At 63.5% G+C, this 15,521-nt stretch carries 19 protein-coding genes; 8 read left to right on the top strand and 11 right to left on the bottom strand.

Going from position 1 to position 15,521, the window contains the following annotated elements; translation table 11 throughout:
- Positions 1-85 precede the first annotated feature (85 nt).
- The 4 genes from HV773_RS02380 to HV773_RS02365 all read left to right on the top strand — a co-directional run bounded on the left by HV773_RS02380 (position 86) and on the right by HV773_RS02365 (position 2,586).
- Positions 86-499 carry a hypothetical protein gene (locus tag HV773_RS02380; RefSeq protein WP_227875481.1) on the top strand — a complete coding sequence of 138 codons (414 nt, stop codon included), beginning with the start codon at positions 86-88 and terminating at the stop codon, positions 497-499.
- Between the two features lie 131 nt (positions 500-630).
- Positions 631-1,206, top strand: a complete 576-nt coding sequence (locus HV773_RS02375) for a carboxymuconolactone decarboxylase family protein (RefSeq protein WP_129564520.1) — start codon at positions 631-633, stop codon at positions 1,204-1,206.
- Positions 1,207-1,233: 27 nt separating this feature from the next.
- Positions 1,234-2,073 (top strand): helix-turn-helix transcriptional regulator, encoded by an 840-nt coding sequence (locus HV773_RS02370; RefSeq protein WP_129564393.1) that lies wholly within the window; start codon positions 1,234-1,236, stop codon positions 2,071-2,073.
- A gap of 36 nt (positions 2,074-2,109) precedes the next feature.
- Positions 2,110-2,586 (top strand): YaiI/YqxD family protein, encoded by a 477-nt coding sequence (locus HV773_RS02365; RefSeq protein WP_129564392.1) that lies wholly within the window; start codon positions 2,110-2,112, stop codon positions 2,584-2,586.
- A gap of 98 nt (positions 2,587-2,684) precedes the next feature.
- On the opposite strand, the gene infA is transcribed toward HV773_RS02365, so the two are convergent.
- The 3 genes from infA to gntR all read right to left on the bottom strand — a co-directional run bounded on the left by infA (position 2,685) and on the right by gntR (position 4,777).
- Positions 2,685-2,951 carry a translation initiation factor IF-1 gene (gene infA / locus HV773_RS02360; RefSeq protein ID WP_129564391.1) on the bottom strand — a complete coding sequence of 89 codons (267 nt, stop codon included), beginning with the start codon at positions 2,949-2,951 and terminating at the stop codon, positions 2,685-2,687.
- A gap of 360 nt (positions 2,952-3,311) precedes the next feature.
- Positions 3,312-3,515, bottom strand: a complete 204-nt coding sequence (locus HV773_RS02355) for a cold-shock protein (RefSeq protein WP_129564390.1) — start codon at positions 3,513-3,515, stop codon at positions 3,312-3,314.
- Positions 3,516-3,748: 233 nt separating this feature from the next.
- On the bottom strand, positions 3,749-4,777 hold the full coding sequence (gntR, locus tag HV773_RS02350) for an HTH-type transcriptional regulator GntR (protein WP_129564389.1): 1,029 nt from the start codon (positions 4,775-4,777) through the stop codon (positions 3,749-3,751).
- 138 nt (positions 4,778-4,915) lie between these two features.
- Here gntR and HV773_RS02345 point away from each other — a divergent pair, with 138 nt between their 5' ends.
- Positions 4,916-5,458, top strand: coding sequence for a gluconokinase (locus HV773_RS02345; RefSeq protein ID WP_129564388.1), 543 nt, complete (start codon positions 4,916-4,918; stop codon positions 5,456-5,458).
- A 121-nt stretch (positions 5,459-5,579) separates the two neighbouring features.
- On the opposite strand, the gene HV773_RS37225 is transcribed toward HV773_RS02345, so the two are convergent.
- Positions 5,580-5,714, bottom strand: a complete 135-nt coding sequence (locus HV773_RS37225) for a hypothetical protein (RefSeq protein ID WP_257791202.1) — start codon at positions 5,712-5,714, stop codon at positions 5,580-5,582.
- 188 nt (positions 5,715-5,902) lie between these two features.
- On the opposite strand from HV773_RS37225, the gene HV773_RS02340 reads away from it, so the two are divergent.
- The gene (locus HV773_RS02340; RefSeq protein WP_129564387.1) at positions 5,903-6,337 is read left to right on the top strand and encodes a phosphate-starvation-inducible protein PsiE; all 435 of its coding nucleotides are present in this window, start codon (positions 5,903-5,905) and stop codon (positions 6,335-6,337) included.
- Between the two features lie 58 nt (positions 6,338-6,395).
- On the opposite strand, the gene HV773_RS02335 is transcribed toward HV773_RS02340, so the two are convergent.
- On the bottom strand, positions 6,396-7,586 hold the full coding sequence (locus tag HV773_RS02335) for a M20 aminoacylase family protein (RefSeq protein WP_129564386.1): 1,191 nt from the start codon (positions 7,584-7,586) through the stop codon (positions 6,396-6,398).
- A gap of 385 nt (positions 7,587-7,971) precedes the next feature.
- On the opposite strand from HV773_RS02335, the gene HV773_RS02330 reads away from it, so the two are divergent.
- On the top strand, positions 7,972-8,442 hold the full coding sequence (locus HV773_RS02330; protein ID WP_129564385.1) for an RbsD/FucU family protein: 471 nt from the start codon (positions 7,972-7,974) through the stop codon (positions 8,440-8,442).
- Between the two features lie 42 nt (positions 8,443-8,484).
- On the opposite strand, the gene HV773_RS02325 is transcribed toward HV773_RS02330, so the two are convergent.
- Genes HV773_RS02325 through glnH form a run of 5 tightly spaced genes read right to left on the bottom strand, consistent with a single transcriptional unit; the run spans position 8,485 to position 12,720 of the window.
- Entirely contained in the window at positions 8,485-9,483 is a 999-nt protein-coding gene (locus tag HV773_RS02325) for a MurR/RpiR family transcriptional regulator (protein WP_129564384.1), read from the bottom strand.
- Complete coding sequence (locus HV773_RS02320) at positions 9,419-10,519, bottom strand: C45 family autoproteolytic acyltransferase/hydrolase (protein WP_129564383.1); 1,101 nt, start codon at positions 10,517-10,519, stop codon at positions 9,419-9,421. Before HV773_RS02320 ends, HV773_RS02325 begins: the two co-directional genes overlap by 65 nt.
- 35 nt (positions 10,520-10,554) lie before the next feature.
- Entirely contained in the window at positions 10,555-11,295 is a 741-nt protein-coding gene (gene glnQ, locus HV773_RS02315) for a glutamine ABC transporter ATP-binding protein GlnQ (protein WP_269467302.1), read from the bottom strand.
- On the bottom strand, positions 11,292-11,948 hold the full coding sequence (gene glnP / locus HV773_RS02310) for a glutamine ABC transporter permease GlnP (RefSeq protein WP_129564382.1): 657 nt from the start codon (positions 11,946-11,948) through the stop codon (positions 11,292-11,294). Before glnP ends, glnQ begins: the two co-directional genes overlap by 4 nt.
- Positions 11,949-11,973: 25 nt before the next feature.
- Complete coding sequence (gene glnH, locus HV773_RS02305) at positions 11,974-12,720, bottom strand: glutamine ABC transporter substrate-binding protein GlnH (RefSeq protein WP_129564381.1); 747 nt, start codon at positions 12,718-12,720, stop codon at positions 11,974-11,976.
- A gap of 225 nt (positions 12,721-12,945) precedes the next feature.
- Here glnH and HV773_RS02300 point away from each other — a divergent pair, with 225 nt between their 5' ends.
- A complete protein-coding gene (locus HV773_RS02300; protein ID WP_129564380.1) occupies positions 12,946-13,602 on the top strand; it encodes a glutathione S-transferase family protein in 657 nt (218 codons plus the stop codon).
- Positions 13,603-13,639: 37 nt separating this feature from the next.
- On the opposite strand, the gene tssF is transcribed toward HV773_RS02300, so the two are convergent.
- On the bottom strand, positions 13,640-15,490 hold the full coding sequence (tssF, locus tag HV773_RS02295) for a type VI secretion system baseplate subunit TssF (protein ID WP_129564379.1): 1,851 nt from the start codon (positions 15,488-15,490) through the stop codon (positions 13,640-13,642).
- Positions 15,491-15,521 lie beyond the last annotated feature (31 nt).

The following is a 15,521-nucleotide window of genomic DNA, read 5'->3' as shown; positions in this document are numbered from 1 at the left end:
TTGCCGGCAACGGCCTCATCGTCGGGCGCGCGAGTTGCTCCATCCTGCTGGTAACGTGAAGCGCTTCATCGCGAGGTTGAAAATCATGGGCACTGCATTGCGATTGACGCGGCGCGCGGCGGCAAGTGTGGTGCTGCTCGCGTCGTCCATTTGTATTGCTTCGGCGGCGTATGCCGAGCCTGTTGCCACGGGGCCGCTGAGCATCACCGGGTCGCTCGTCGTGCGCGGGCCGTTGACCGTGGACGGTCCGCTGGCGGTGGCAGGCGACATCCACGCAGCGGGACCGATCAAGGCCGCTCGCGTAGAGCGGATCGCGCCCGATGATCCCGCCGTGGACAGACGCCAGGGAGCCAACACGTTTTACGGCCCGCTTACCGTGCACGGTCCGCTGATCGTGCATGGCGATCTCGAAGCGCAGGGCCCGATCAACGTCGGCGGCCCGGCTGGCGTGGTTGGGCGCGTGGATGCCGATGGCCCGATTACGACCGGCCGCCGCTAGACGATTGCACGATGAGGCCTTGCCTCGTCGCGAAACGATTACATTGCATGTAATTGGCGCAAGTAACGCGTGCTCCTACTCTTTGGCTGTCGCACCGCTATTCCGGTGGTGCTCACCGCTTGGGAGTGACCATGTCCACCTATCCTCTTCATACGATCGAAACTGCCCCTGCGCAATCGCGCGCCGCGCTCCAGCAACTACTGGAGGCGTTCGGCCTGATTCCGAACATCGCGGCCAAAATGGCCGAATCGCCGGTGCTGATCAACGGTTTCGTTGGCCTGTTCGCACGCGTACACGCAAGCAGTCTGACCGAGCCGCAGATTCAGGCGCTGTTACTGACCAACGCGGTCACGAATGCCAGTGAGTGGCCGGTCGCGTTTCACTCGGCGCTCGCATTGGAGGCGGGCGTGCATCCCGTCGATGTCGACGCGATCCGGCGCGGCGTATTGCCGGATGACGCCGGGCTGGCCGCGTTATCGGCATTGGCGCGCGCGCTGATTGAAAAGCGCGGGCACCTGGCCGAAGCGGACCAGAAGCGCTTTCTCGCAGCCGGCTTTAGCGCCGCGCAGATACTGGAGGTCATTGCGGTGGTGGCGGCATCGACGATCACGAATTTCACCAGCAACGTGACCCGGACGCCGCTCGAAGCCCGGTTGGAGGCGTTCGCCTGGCATACCGATGCACGCCATGCAGAATTGATTCGCTAACCTAAATAGATGAACAAAGGAAATCCGATGAGCACCACCCGTCCCGGTCCGAAAGCACCGCCGAGCGAACTCGGCGACTTGCTGCGCTATTGGCGCGACGCGCGTGGCGTGAGTCAGCTCAATCTGTCGCTCGAGGCCGGCGTCTCGCAGCGGCAGATCAGTTTCATCGAAAGCGGACGCAGCGTGCCGGGCCGGGATACGCTGCTGATCCTTGCGCAGACGCTCGACGTGCCGCTGCGCGAGCGCAATGCGCTGCTGCTCGCGGCGGGCTACGCGCCCATGTACTCAGAGGCGCCGTGGAACGCGCAGGAGATGCATGGCGTCATCCGCGCGCTCGAACGGGTCGTGCGTCAGCACGAGCCGTTTCCGGCAATCGTGATGGACCGCCACTGGAACGTTTTGATGACCAATGACGCCGCGCCGCGCTTCTTCGACTGCTTTATCGACATGGCCTCGCGCGAAGGTCCGCGCAACATGCTGCATCTGATTTTCGATCCGCAGGGGATGCGCCCGTTCGTGGCTGATTGGGACGCGGTTGCACGCAGCCTGTTGCAGCGCGTGTATCGGGAGTCAGTGGGGCACGTGGTCGACGCGGGCACTCGGCGTCTGCTCGATGAGTTGCTTGGTTATCCTGATGTACCGCGTGACTGGAGGGCTGAGCCGTCCACTGCACACGCACTGCCCGTCATCCCATTGGGATTCGTCAGCGATGGGGCCGTGCTGCGATATTTCTCGATGATCACGACCGTTGGCGCTCCGCAGAACGTTGCGGCCCAAGAGTTACGCCTGGAATGCATGTTCCCTGCCGACGACGAAACCGAAGCGCGCCATCAGCAATTGCTCGCCGTTCGTGCAAGACATCGCTGAATATATAATCGCTGAATTATGAATGGGGATTATCCGATGCAAGTGCTGGTCGACGCTGATGCGTGTCCTGCCGTGATCAAGGACATGTTGTACCGGGCCGCGCGCCGCGCCGAAGTCGTGGTGACGCTGGTTGCCAATCAATATTTGCGTACACCGCCGTCGCCCTTTATCAAATCGATTCAGGTGCCGGCGGGTTTCGATGTAGCCGATGCCCGCATCGTCGAACTCGTCGTGTCGGGGGATCTGGTGATTACCGCGGACATTCCGCTTGCCGCTGCCGTATTGGAGCGGGGCGGCCATGCGCTCGATCCGCGCGGAAACTGGTTCACGCGGGAAAATATTCAGGAACGCTTGACGATGCGCGATGTCATGGACCAACTGCGCAATTCAGGTATCGACACGGGTGGCCCTGCGCCGTTCAGTACGCGCGACAGCAAGGCGTTCGCGGGCGAGCTCGACCGGTTTCTCGCGCGTCACGCACGAAATAAAACGCCGCCGCACGAGGCTAATTGATATCCGGGCGTTTCCCGGGATTTCATTGAATGGGCGCCGTTCAAACGCCGCGCCGCGCCGTATGCCAGGCGTGCGCGCGTTTGGGGCTTCGCGCGCGCTTAGCGGCGGCGCATGGCTGGGCGCGGCATCCCGGAAGGAGCGCGCTCGTCCTTGTGACGGAAGTTGATCCGTCCTTTCGTGAGATCGTAGACCGACAACTCGAGCGTGACCCGGTCACCGGCAAGAATGCGAATGTGGTTCTTGCGCATGCGACCCGATGCATACGCGTTCACCACCACGCCGTTCTCGAGCGTGACACGGTATTTGCTGTCCGGCAGCACTTCGTCGACGATCCCGTCTAGTTCCAGCAGTTCTTCTTTTGCCAAATCAATGCCTCCAGAAAGCGTGATGCCGCGTCGATGCAAAACACGGGCGCATTGCGCCGATCACTGCAATTGCAGCGTTTGCACGCGGGATGATGTTGAGCGTTGTCCGGCGCATGTTGCGAATGCGTCGAAAGCGGAGCGCCAGCTGGTTGATATCGGGTAGCGTGCGCGAAGACCGGGCTCGCCATGGACATCACCGCACCTTTGACTTGCGGGCGCGGAGAGAGCGGGAATGCAAGAAATGCAGCTGACTACAACAGACACTACAACGGACAACAGTGACATGCAGTGGCACGTAAGCGCCACGGCAAGGCGGGGAGAATCGCGTCCACCCCGACGGACGGACGCGACCCGAAAGCGTTACTGCGGGGTGATGTTCGAAGCCTGGAGACCCTTCGGGCCGCGCTTGGTTTCGTAGGTGACCTTCTGGCCTTCAGCCAGGGTCTTGAAGCCCGTGCTGCGCACTTCCGAGAAGTGTGCGAACAGGTCGTCGCCGCCCTTGTCCGGGGTGATGAAGCCAAAGCCCTTGGTGTCGTTAAACCACTTGACGGTACCAGTTTCCACTAGATATTCCTTAAACAGACGAATGAAGTTGCTCGCCACTAAAAAGACGGGCGAATAAAAAATCAAAAAGGAGAGGTCAACGAGAGCCGCCGATAAGCGGCAAATGATGATCAAGCATTTTGGATATTTTGGTGCGTAAAGGTACGCGGTACGCGATGCCAAGTCAAGAAGTTTCTCGCTTTGTTTTGCTCCGCGAGTTGCGTCGCGCACTTGAAGCACACCGATATCGTGCTTCACGCGCTTTCTCGCACCACCAGCTCGAAGCCCAAATCGACCGCCGGCTGGGCAATCGGCTCGCGATCGATCATGGCGAGCAGCAGATTGGCCGCCACGCGTCCCATTTCCACTCTTGGCGTGCGAACTGTGGTCAGGCGCGGCACGCAATCGGCGGCACCGGCCAGATCGTTGAAGCCGACGATGGCCACCCGCGACGGCACCTCGATGCCCTGGCGGCGGGCCTCGAAGAGGGCGCCCTGCGCGAGGTCGTCGTTGCCGAAGAAAATGCCGTCCACGTCGGGCCGGCGTTGCAGCAGTTGCCGGAACAGGTCGCAGCCGAGTCCGATCGACGAGGGCGAGGGCGTGAGCACTTCGAGATCGGGATCGTAGAGACCCAGGCGCTTGAGCGCTTCGCGAAAGCCCTCGCCGCGCTGCATCGTCCGCGAATCTAGCTGCGCGCCTACGAAGGCATTGCGGCGGCAGCCGCGCGACACCAGATGCTCGGCGACGGCCTGCGCTGCCCGCGTCTGCGAGAAGCCGACGCAGTGCACACCTGCGGCTTCGTCCAGCTCCATGATGTGCACGCAGGGCACGCCGCTCGCGTCGATCAGGCGGCGCGCGCTTTCGGTGCGGTCGAACCCGCTGACGATCAGGCCGCCCGGCGACGACGCAAGATAGTGGCGGATCAGGTCTTCTTCCGCCTGGCGCGAATAGTGCGAGTTGCCGATCAGGACTTCGTAGCCGCGCGGGCGCAGCACGCTGTGGATCGATTCGAGCACGTCCACGAACACCGCGTTGGAGATCGACGGAATCACCACGGCGACGGCGTCGCTGCGCGAGGACGCAAGCGCCCGCGCGGCGGGGTTCGTGACGTAATTGAGCGCCGTCGCTGCGGCTTTGACGCGCTCCACATAGTCGGGCCCCACGGAGCCCACGCCGCGCAGCGCGCGGGAGGCCGTAATCGTGCTTACGCCAGCGCGCTGGGCGACCTCTTCGAGCGTGGGCCGGCCGGTGCTGCGGGTTTTCCTGAGTGTCGATGTCGCCATGATCGATTTAGGATAGCGCTGTCTCGCATCTCGCGCAACGGTAGTGTCCCTTATTGAAAGGGTGCTTGGATCTAACGCGACGGTGCATTTTTTTCGATGGCATGAGATAGCGCTATCTCAGCATTCAGGGAGATTGAAATGACCCGGCAAATTTCATCCGTTGTTGTCATGGGCGTGGCGGGCTGCGGCAAGAGCAGCGTGGCGCGGGCCGTTGCCGAGCGCGTGGGCGGCGTCCTGATCGAGGGCGATGCGTTCCATCCGCCGGAGAATGTCGACAAGATGGCGCGCGGCATCCCGCTTACGGACGAGGACCGCGCCGGCTGGCTCGACCGGCTCGGCGCTGAACTGGAGCGTGCCGCCAGCCGGGGCGAGCGCGCTGTGCTGGCGTGCTCGGCGCTCAAGGAGCGCTATCGCGACCGGCTGCGCGCCGCCACGGCGTCGCTGGGTTTTGTGTTTCTCGATCTGCCGCAGTCGGAGGCGCTGCTGCGTGTTGCACAGCGCGAAGACCATTTCATGCCGGCGTCGCTGGTCGAAAGCCAGTTCGCCGCGCTGGAGCCGCCGGTGACCGAGCCGCTGACCTTGACCGTCGATGGCACGCGCACGCTGGCCAGCATCGTCACCGACGCGGTTGCCTGGTGCACGAGCGCGCAAACGCCGCTGAGCCTGATGCAGGCGGCGTAAGATAGCGCTGTCTTTTCGTTGCGGCTTTAGGGCGACAATGGGAAACGCCCACACCCCGCGCGCGATAGGTGCAGCGGGGTGGGATGGTGAATCGGTCCAGCGGTTTTGCTGAATCAGCGATTTAGTAGCGGCGTTGCGCTTCTGCGAGCAGTTCGCAGTATTCCAGGTGGCGATTGATTGCCTTGACGCTGAAGCGACCGATTGCCTCAAAAGCTTGAGTCGCGGTAGACGAAATTACGGCGATGAGCGCAGCCATGGTGTCCTCGTATTAAGGGTAGTTACCTAGGGGTAAACCCTATTATAGGAGCATCCCGCGAGAAAGCAAGGTCCGATGCACGGGTCACGGCATCGCACGGCCGTACTTTTCTGGCCCGATTTCTTGAATTTCACAGTCTCGCGTTACGATTGCGCGTTCCGACGGGTTATTCAATGGATTGAAGGAACATGAAATACGAGAACGCCTTGCAAAAGGCGATCAAGGGGCATCTCGAGCGGGCGATGGAGCTGGCGGAATTGTTCGGCCTCGGGATTATCGGCATCGGCACCGTTGCGGCGATGGTCCATCTGATCTGGAAGATGGTGAATTCCGATGGCGTCACGCTGACCGATCTGCTGCTGATGTTCCTCTATCTGGAAGTCTTCGCGATGGTCGGGCAATACCTGAAGGCCGGGCAATTGCCGGTGCGCTTTCCGCTCTACATCGCGATGGTGTCGATCGCGCGGGATCTGATCCTGCGCTCGGGATCGAATACGGAGCTGCATCTGCTGGCGTCGGCGGGCGCGATCGTGCTGATTGCGCTGGGCGTCTTGCTGATTCGCTACGGCCGGGCGAAATATCCGAGCGAGCCGGCCGAGTCGAAGGGCGAAGGCGCGAGCTAGCGGCACGACCGCCGCGGGCGCTTGCGCGTCCTCGGGGCACGCGCCGTGGACACGACGTTCATGCGCGCGCCTCGCTCAGGAAGCGCTCGACGAGGCGCGTCCAGAACGCCGCGCCTACGGTGAGGTTGTCGTCGTTGAAGTCGTAGCGCGCGTTGTGCAGCATCGGCCGGCCTTCGCCGTTGCCGAGACGCACGAAGCAGCCGGGCCGCTCCTGCAGGTAGTACGCGAAATCCTCGCTGCCTGCGATGGGCGGGAACGGCGCGATGACGCGTTCCGGCCCGACCAGTTCCTCGGCTACCTTGCGCGCGAACTCGGTCTCGGCTTCGCTGTTCACCAGCACCGGATAGCCGCTGATGTAGTCGATTTCCGCGCTTGCGCCATAGGCCTCGGCCTGCGACTGGACCAGCGCGCGGATGCGTTTTTCGAGCGTCTCGCGCACCGCCGGCGAGAACGAGCGCACGCTCATTTCCAGCACGGCGTCCTCGGGAATCACGTTGGGTGCGAAGCCGGAGCGGAACGAGCCCACCGTGATCACCGCGGCTTCGTTTGGATCGACGTTGCGCGACACGATCGATTGCAGCGCCATCACAATGCTGCTTCCCACCAGCACCGGATCGATTGCCAGATGCGGGCGCGCGGCATGGCCGCCGCGCCCCGCGATGCGCACCTTGACGGTGTCGCAGGCGGCCATCAGCGCGCCGCTGCGAAAGCCGAAGGTGCCGGCCGCCACGCCCGGGTGATTGTGCAGCCCGAAGATGGCTTCGCATGGAAAGCGCTCGAACAGGCCGTCGGCGATCATGCGCACCGCACCGCTGTCCGAGCCGGCCTCTTCGGCGGGCTGGAAGATCAGATGCACGGTGCCGTCAAAATTGCGCGTCTTCGCAAGCTGCTGCGCCGCGCCGAGCAGGACTGTGGTGTGACCGTCGTGGCCGCAGGCGTGCATCGTCCCGTCGTGAATGCTCGCGTAGGCGAGGCCGGTCTGCTCGTGGATCGGCAGCGCGTCCATGTCGGCGCGCACGCCCACGGTGCGCGCGCTCGTGCCCGCCTTCAGCGAGCCGACCACGCCATGGCCGCCGATATTGCGCGTCACGGCGTAGCCCCACGCCTTGAGCTTTTGCGCCACGAGTTCCGCGGTATTGGCTTCCTGGTAAGACAGTTCGGGGTGCTTGTGAATGTGATGGCGGATCTCGCTGAGTTGTTCGCGGGCATGGGCCAGATCGGCAACTTCGCAATAGCGGCTTTCGCTCATGGGGTGGTGGCTCCTGAGATGGGCATGGACGCGTGGGGCGTCGAATCGTGTGTGGCTGGGGGCGGGCCAGGCCTGGGTTGGCGCCTGGCACCCGTGCAGCGCCGATTATGCATCGACGAAATACTCGGCCCATGACGGAAACGTATCGAAAATGTTGCCTTCTGGTCAACGTCCTTCGGCTGATCACTTGTGGAAATAGCTCGCGCGGAGTTTTGTGCAGGACCGGGCACTGAAAGATTGCAACTAACTGCCAGATTTTTCCCGTCCCAAACGACGCCTGACGGCGCGCGTCACGCCGGCGCTGGCGTGCACCCACGATATGATTGCAACGTTGGTTGGCGCGATCATTTCATCGACGTGAACAGAGTAGACCGAGGAGACACGCATGCTGAAAAATCTGGACCCGCTGCTGAACGCCGACGTGCTGCACGCGTTGCGCGCCATGGGACACGGCGACGAGCTCGTGGTCTGCGATGCCAACTTCCCCGCCGATTCGGTTGCGCGCGCAACGGTATCGGGAAAGCTCCTGCGCATGGACGGCGCCGACTCGCCGCGCGCCGTGCGCGCGATTCTCTCCGTGTTGCCGCTCGATACGTTCGTGGCGTCGCCTGCGATGCGCATGGAAGTGGTGGGCGAGCCCGACACGATTCCCGCCGTGCAGCGCGAGGCCCAGGCCGAGGTCGATGCCGCCGAGGGGCGCGCCGTGCCGTTCGCGCCGATCGAGCGCCACGCGTTCTATGCGCGCGCACGCAAGGCGTACTGCGTGATCGCCACGGGCGAAACGCGCGGCTATGGTTGCTTCGTGTTTACCAAGGGCGTGCTGCTTGCACCGGACGCGCCGCGCGCGAGCGAGTAAGCCAGAGCGGCGGGGCGTGCAGCAGGTGTAGCCGCCGTCCGCTCAACCCGTTTCGATCCCCAGTGCAGTAATGAGCCGTTCGCGCCGCGCGAGCGCTTGCAGCGACTGCTTGCCCAGATGCGTCGCGACGAGGTTGAGCAAGCCCTCGCAGAAGATCAGATACGCACCCATGCTATTGCTGAAGAAGCTGCTCTCGTGGGGGATCAGGAAGGTATGGCGCGCGGGCGGCACGAGCGGCGATGCGAGCGTGTCGGTGATGGCGATCACGGTCATCCCGGCGGCGGCGGCGGCCACGGCGGCATCGGCGACGCTGCGCGTGTAGGGCGCGACGCTCGACACGACCACCACGTCGCCGGGCTGCAATTGCGCGAGGCCTTCGGCCACGCCCAGGCCGTGCGGGTCCAGCAGCGCAACGTCGGCGCGAATCATGCCAAGGCCGTAGCAGAGAAAGCTGGCGAGCGCGCTGAACTGGCGCAGGCCGTGCACGCGTACGCGCGGCGCGCCGGCAAGCAGCGCTGCGGCCCCGCGCAGATCGTCGGGCGAGAGCCGCGTGAGAAACGCGTCCACATTGGCGATCGACTCGCGGGCCAGCTGGGCGACCACCTCGACTTCGGGCGACGTGTGGTTGGCTTGCGCCGATTGCGCGCGCGGCTTCTTTCCGGCAACCAGCCGCTCGGCCTGGTGCGTATAGAAATGCCGATGCCGTTCGGCCAGACTGTCGCGGAATACGCTTTGGAAATCGGCGAAACCCGTGTAGCCGAGCTTCGTGGTCAGGCGCGTGAGCGTCGACGCATTGACGCCCAGCGCGGTGGCCAGGTCGGTGATGGTGCGCACGGCCACTTCCTCGGGCTGTTCGAGCAGGTGCGCCAGCACCGAATGGGCCTTGCCGCCGAGCGAAAGATTCGCCTCGCCGCGCGCGATGCGCATCATCAGTTCGCGCAGGCCGTCGACCGTGCGCGGTGCGCCGGGCATGGCGTCAGACGCCGGCGCCGCGTCGCGGTGGTTCTTCGGGCGGCGCGTCTTGTGCTTGTCTGTGTCCATCGATCAATCGATACCGGGGCGGCGTCCCGGGCTGTTCGTAAATGTCCCATTCTATGTGAGACGTCTTGATCGCGATATCGGCGGTAGCGAGCGTGTTCTCGCCATCGGGGTCGTGGGGATCGGTGCGATAGATCGGCAGCGCCGCGGTATTCCCATCGTTGGTGTCGGCGAGCACCGCAAGCGGGTCGACAGCGCCGCGCGTCTGCGTCAGCAATTGGTCGCCACGCCGCTGCCGGTCGCGCGAGGAGTCCGTCACGACCTGCGGATCGTCGCGCATCGCCGGGTGGATCGCATGATTGGCGTGCAGCGACGGCTCCGTGATGGCCCGCACCGAGCAATGGCGCGCGTTGAACTCGACGCTGAGCAGCTCCGGGCTCGCGCGATGCCCGAGCGTGAGGTGGAACGCACCGGCGCGCGGGGTATCGCACAGCATCGCGACGGCAGCGTCGAGGTCGGGCGCATCCAGCACGGCGCGCGTGAGCACCATGCGCGGCACGCCCGCATCGATATGGAGCGGGCGCAGATTGTTGACCGTGACGGCGAGGCCGGCCTCCGTTACCGCGAACGTGTGCCCGGGCAGCGAGCCAGGATAGACGAATGACGCAAAGCCGGGACTACCTTCGATACGGCACTCGGCAATTGCGCAGTGCCCGGCAAAGCCGGGGTCGCCGTCTTCATTGTGGCTGATGCGCCGTGTCTCGCCGCGGCCAAGCTGCACGGTCGTGCAGCCGTCGTGGGTTCCCGCCGTATGCGGGTCTAGCCGCAGGTCCCCACGGCAGTTCCACAGCAAGACCTGTTCGAACGGCACGCCGAGCCCATCGGCGAGCCCGCACAGCTCCTGCCAGATACGTGGAAAGCGTTGCTGGACGTGCACTGCCATCGCCGCGGCCAACGGGCTTCCGCGCCATTGCATTACCTGATGCCAGGCGTCGGCCTGAAGCAAATGGCGATGGACTGCGCCGGATCCGAATCGGCCCAGCGCCTGGCCGGCTTCGAAGGGCGTGCCGGAAATTTTGATGAAATCGAGTGCTGGCATAGCTTGAAAATTCGCTTGAAAATTCGCTTGCAAATTCATTCGACATGCTGAAGAAAATCGCGCAGCCGCTGATTCGGCGGCGCGTCGAGCAGCGTGGTGGGCGGCCCGTCGACGGTGATATGCCCGTGCTCCATGAAGATCAGCCGCGTGCCTACTTTACGCGCGAAAGCCATCTCGTGCGTCACCACCACCATCGTCATGCCTTCTTCGGCGAGCGACTGCATTACGCGCAGCACTTCCTGGCGCAATTCCGGATCGAGCGCGGAGGTCGGTTCATCGAACAGCATCAACTTGGGCTTCACGGCGAGCGCGCGCGCAATCGCCACGCGTTGCTGCTGGCCGCCCGACAACTCGCTGGCATAGTGATTGACGCGCTCCGCGAGACCGACTTTCGCGAGCAGTTCGCGCGCGAGCGCGTGGGCGTCGTCCTTGCCCATGCCGCGCACCTGGCGAGGACCGAACGCAACGTTCTCGAGCGCGGTCAGTTGCGGGAACAGGTTGAACTGCTGGAACACCATGCCCGCTTCCTTGCGGATCTCGCGCACTTGGCGCGAGCCGTCGCGCACGCTGATGCCGTCGACGACCAGGTCGCCACCGTCGATATGCTCGAGCGCATTGATGCACCGCAGGAGTGTGGACTTGCCGGAGCCGGACGGCCCGATCAGCACCACGACTTCGCCCGCGTGAATGGTCAGGTCCACCGCGTCGAGCACGGTTGTCTGGCCGAAGCGCTTCGTCACGCCCTTGAACTGCACCATGGTTTTGCCGGTGCTCATAGTATCCGCATCCTCTTTTCCATCGTGCGCAGGCAGAAGGTCAGCGCGCCGATCATGCACAGGTAGATGATTGCCACGGCGGTCCAGATCTCGACCGCACGGAAGTTCGAAGCCATGATTTCCTGGCCCTGGCGCGTCAGTTCACCCACGCCGATCACGATGAAAAGCGAGGTGTCCTTGAGACTCACGATGAACTGGTTGCCAAGCGACGGCGTCATGCGGCGCACCGCGACCGGACCGGCTACGAACGCGAGCACGCGCCACATCGGCATGCCGAGCGCGAGCCCCGCTTCCTTCAGGCCGCGCGGCACGGACAGAAAGGCGCCGCGCACGATCTCGGCGATATAGGCGCCGGAATTGATGACGATCGAGACGATTGCGGCAGTGAGTGCATCCACTCGAATATGCAACATCAACGGGAGTGCGAAGTAAATGAACATCACCTGCACGACGATCGGCGTGCCGCGCACGAACTCGATGTAGGCGAAGGCGATTTTCTGCATGAGCGCGTTGCCGTACGCGCGCATCAAACCGAACAGGAAGCCGACGAGCAGGCCGCCCGCGAGGCCCACGGCGGCTATCAGCACCGTGAGCCGCGCGCCCTGGAGCAGGGCGGGGAGTGCGTCGACAACGACCGAAAGATCGAACTGCATGAGAGGCTCTCCGGGTTCCGCTGGATCAGGACTTGGCCGGCTCGACGCCGAACCACTTCTTGTAGATCGCCGCATAGCGGCCATCAGCCTTGATCTTCGCGAGCGCCGCGTTCACCTTGGGCACGAGCGCGCTGCCTTTCGGGAACGCGATGCCGTATTGCTGCGCCATCATCTGCGGGCCGACGGCCTTCACGCGGCCGTTGCCGGCGGTGTGAATGTAGTAGAGGACGTTGGGCGTGTCGTGCATGGCAGCGTCCACGCGCCCGGTTTGCAGTTCCAGATAGGCGTTGTCGATGTTGGGGAACTGGCGCAAGTCGGTGCCGCTGAAATGGGCTTTCGCATAGTCCGCCGCCGAGGTGCCCGTCTTGATGGCGAGCGATTTGCCCTTCAGGTCGTCCGGGCCCTTGATCGCGCTGGCCGTGGGGACCATCAGCATGAAGCCGCTGTCGTAATAGCCGTCGGAGAAGTCGATGACCTTCTTGCGCTCGTCCTTGATCGTGATGCCTGCGAGCGCGACGTCCACGTTATGGGTTTGCAGCGCCGGCAGGATGCCGCTGAAATCCATCGGCTGCAGCTTGTAGTCGAGCTTCAGGTCCTTGGCGATGGCCGCCCACAAGTCGATGTCGAAGCCGACGTACTTGTCGCCCTGCTTGAATTCGAACGGCACGAATGCGGTATCGCAGGCGACCAGCAAGGTTTCGGCTCGCGCCGCTTGACCGGTAATGGACACGGCGACGACTGCGGCCATGGCGAGCTTTGCAATGAGTTTCATGACAACCCCTTCGGTGGTGGATGGAGCTACAAAGGCAAGTAGATTTGCGATGAGTATTTATGCGCAAAAAAATTTGCGCAATAGGAAAGCGCAAATTTTTTTGGCGAAGCGGGTTTACCCCGGGGTGGAGAGGAAACAGGCGCCCGGACACGGATTACCGCCGGGCCGGCCCGATTGCGATAATCTGGCGGCTGTCACCATTCGCCTGATTCAGGAGGTCTTGCGATGTCGCTGGCGCTCTACGGTCATCCCTTTTCTTCATACACGCAGAAGGTGCTCGTGGCGTTGTACGAGAACGGCACGCCATTCGAATTCCGCGTTATCGCGCTCGATTCGCCACATACAGCCGACTGGCTGCAACGCTGGCCGCTGCGCAAATTTCCGGTGCTGGTGGACGGGGCGCGCAACGTGGCGGAGACGAGCATCATCATCGAATATCTGCAGCTCACGCATCCGGGGCCGGTGCGCCTGCTGCCCGCCGATCCGATGGCCGCCCTCGAGGTGCGCTTTCTCGACCGTTTCTTCGACCTGCATGTGATGACGCCGGTGCAACGCGCCGTGGATGGCGCCTTGACGGGCGACGCGGCGAAACGCTCCGATGGGCTCGCATTTGCGCGGGAAAAGCTGGAGCTGGCTTATGCGTGGCTCGAAACGCGGCTGGCGGGAAGCGCGTGGGCCGCGGGCGCGGATTTCACGCTGGCGGATTGCGCGGCGGCGCCGTCGTTGTTCTATGCGGACTGGACGCACCGAATCGCCGAGACGTTTCCGGTGTTGCGCGCCTATCGTGCGCGCTTGCTCGCGAGGCCGTCTTTTGCGCGCGCGATGGAGGAGGGCAGGCCCTATCGACCGCTGTTTCCGCTGGGCGCGCCGGACAGGGATTGATGCCTTGCGCCATGGCGTGATGATCTCGGCGCGGCGTTCAGATCAGCGCAGAAGTGCCGTGCAGCAACGCGCCACGCGCGAGTTCCGAGCCGTTGCGCGCCGAAACGAGCACGAGCTGCACAAAGCTGTGCGCGGGGGCATACCGGACGAACACGCTTTCCAGCACACGTGCGAACGTGCTGAGCGAGTAGCCCGCGAGCGCGACTTCGTCGACGCTCAGACGAACGCGCAGCCCCCGTTCGAGCCGCGACTGCGGCTTCTCGACCATCCACTCCACTGCGGTTTCGCTCGCAAGCCCGACGATCGCATCGATATGCATGGTTGAGGATTGCGAATTCTGTATAACGTGACCCGACAACATGGCTTTCAACGCGGGAAGCCCAGCCTGGTTCAGGGTGAACGTGCCCGGCGAGAGCAAGCTGACGAGGTTCCAGTAGCGGCCGGGTTTTTCCTGTCGGGGCAAACTGCTTGTCGGTTGCCGCAGCATGACGATGTGACCCGCCGACACATCTTTCGTGCATTCAAGGTCCCCCTCGGGATGGCCACGTTCGATTGCAGCCGGCAGATTGCGGTTCGTGCATCGCAGATCCACGTCGATCTTTTCGATGCCCTCTGGCTTGATGAGGCGACTATCGAGGCCGACGAACGAAAGCAGCGTGTCTTGTCCGGCGACGAGTTCCGCGAAGCGCTTATCGTGTTCCATCACCCAGAAAAATGGTTCACGCGCGCCAGGCTGGCCCGTGTGGCCGTGGTGAGCCAGTGATTCGAATGCGGGAACCGGTACGAGCGCGGTGCCGCTTCCGTCATGCACGCTTACCCGGACCGCATCCACGATCCAGACCGATGCCTGGGCCTGCGTCGGCGTTTGCGGCACGAGCGGCCAAGTCGGCATTACGATGTCTTCGAGCGCAATGGGTTCTGCCGGACACCGGAACAAGTTGACTGCCGGTGTGCAGCGGAGCCGGAAACTGGCCGGGCCCAGTTTGGCCAGCGCGCGCGCGGCGAACGAGTCCGGGTGCATGCCGCGCACAGGGACATGAAGGCTGACGCGGCTGTGCGAGCCCGCGCCGCGCAGCAACGCCGCCAGATCGATGTCGACGAAATCGAACTTCCGCGGGAACGCGAAGTACTCGAGGAGGAGGCGGAACGGCGAGTGCCCGCGGTCGGCGCGTTCGATGATCGCATCGTTGTCGTCGAAGCCGGCGAGGCTGACCGGCACGCGCGGCAACGCTGTCCATCTGCCGTTTCCGTCGACCTCGACAAATGCGCAGAGCGCGCGTTGCAGCAGCGCATCAATGGCTGCCGCAACGGTTGGCGGTTCACCGTCCACGAATACGCGGATCGTATCCGGTGCGATACGCCGCAGGTCGGCGCCGGCGATCAACGCATCGAAGGTAATGGACAGGATGCCAGTCGTTTCCTTAGGTAAGCTGATGTTCGATGGCGCGGTCGTGGGCAGGCGATACCCGGCGTCCGAGATTTGCAATGGCGCCAGGGCAACCTCGTATACGGTCTCGAAGGGGTATTTTTCAGTCTGGGTTGTCAGCTCGGCGCGTCGTTTGATGACTTGCGAGGTCGTCAACTTTTCGAGTTTCTCGCCACTTTCGAAACAGGCAATTGTGCAGGATGGAAACGCACGCAAGTATTCCGGATAAGCGACTTCAAGCAGCGGCTTCGTGAACTCGGGGACGTCGTCTTCAAGGCGCGCGATCGTGCGCGCGTTGAGCAGCGCCGCGGACTCGATCAATCGCTCTATCTGCGGGTCCTCGGAATGCTGGCCGGCGAGCGACAGGATCGCGGCGGCTTGAGGATATTGCGTGGCGAATTCCGCGAGCGAAGCGCGTAAGTGCCCTAGTTCGCGCTCATAGGGTGAGATCAGGTCGTCCATTTTTGCGTCTAATTTAATGATTAGTATCGCG

It is taken from the genome of Paraburkholderia caffeinitolerans (assembly GCF_902859945.1).
GTDB classification, from domain to species: domain Bacteria; phylum Pseudomonadota; class Gammaproteobacteria; order Burkholderiales; family Burkholderiaceae; genus Paraburkholderia; species Paraburkholderia caffeinitolerans.
This window is presented reverse-complemented; position numbering and strand designations above follow the sequence as displayed.

Excerpts from the sequence above, each read along its gene's own strand:
- HV773_RS02325 (WP_129564384.1), bottom strand. The coding sequence starts at position 9,483 with ATGGACACAGACAAGCACAAGACGCGCCGCCCGAAGAACCACCGCGAC.
- HV773_RS37225 (WP_257791202.1), bottom strand. The coding sequence starts at position 5,714 with ATGGCTGCGCTCATCGCCGTAATTTCGTCTACCGCGACTCAAGCTTTT.
- HV773_RS02320 (WP_129564383.1), bottom strand. The coding sequence starts at position 10,519 with ATGCCAGCACTCGATTTCATCAAAATTTCCGGCACGCCCTTCGAAGCC.
- HV773_RS02330 (WP_129564385.1), top strand. The coding sequence starts at position 7,972 with ATGCTGAAAAATCTGGACCCGCTGCTGAACGCCGACGTGCTGCACGCG.
- HV773_RS02300 (WP_129564380.1), top strand. The coding sequence starts at position 12,946 with ATGTCGCTGGCGCTCTACGGTCATCCCTTTTCTTCATACACGCAGAAG.
- HV773_RS02345 (WP_129564388.1), top strand. The coding sequence starts at position 4,916 with ATGACCCGGCAAATTTCATCCGTTGTTGTCATGGGCGTGGCGGGCTGC.
- glnP (WP_129564382.1), bottom strand. The coding sequence starts at position 11,948 with ATGCAGTTCGATCTTTCGGTCGTTGTCGACGCACTCCCCGCCCTGCTC.
- gntR (WP_129564389.1), bottom strand. The coding sequence starts at position 4,777 with ATGGCGACATCGACACTCAGGAAAACCCGCAGCACCGGCCGGCCCACG.
- HV773_RS02335 (WP_129564386.1), bottom strand. The coding sequence starts at position 7,586 with ATGAGCGAAAGCCGCTATTGCGAAGTTGCCGATCTGGCCCATGCCCGC.
- glnQ (WP_269467302.1), bottom strand. The coding sequence starts at position 11,295 with ATGAGCACCGGCAAAACCATGGTGCAGTTCAAGGGCGTGACGAAGCGC.
- HV773_RS02340 (WP_129564387.1), top strand. The coding sequence starts at position 5,903 with ATGAAATACGAGAACGCCTTGCAAAAGGCGATCAAGGGGCATCTCGAG.
- HV773_RS02375 (WP_129564520.1), top strand. The coding sequence starts at position 631 with ATGTCCACCTATCCTCTTCATACGATCGAAACTGCCCCTGCGCAATCG.
- glnH (WP_129564381.1), bottom strand. The coding sequence starts at position 12,720 with ATGAAACTCATTGCAAAGCTCGCCATGGCCGCAGTCGTCGCCGTGTCC.
- tssF (WP_129564379.1), bottom strand. The coding sequence starts at position 15,490 with ATGGACGACCTGATCTCACCCTATGAGCGCGAACTAGGGCACTTACGC.
- HV773_RS02365 (WP_129564392.1), top strand. The coding sequence starts at position 2,110 with ATGCAAGTGCTGGTCGACGCTGATGCGTGTCCTGCCGTGATCAAGGAC.
- HV773_RS02370 (WP_129564393.1), top strand. The coding sequence starts at position 1,234 with ATGAGCACCACCCGTCCCGGTCCGAAAGCACCGCCGAGCGAACTCGGC.
- HV773_RS02380 (WP_227875481.1), top strand. The coding sequence starts at position 86 with ATGGGCACTGCATTGCGATTGACGCGGCGCGCGGCGGCAAGTGTGGTG.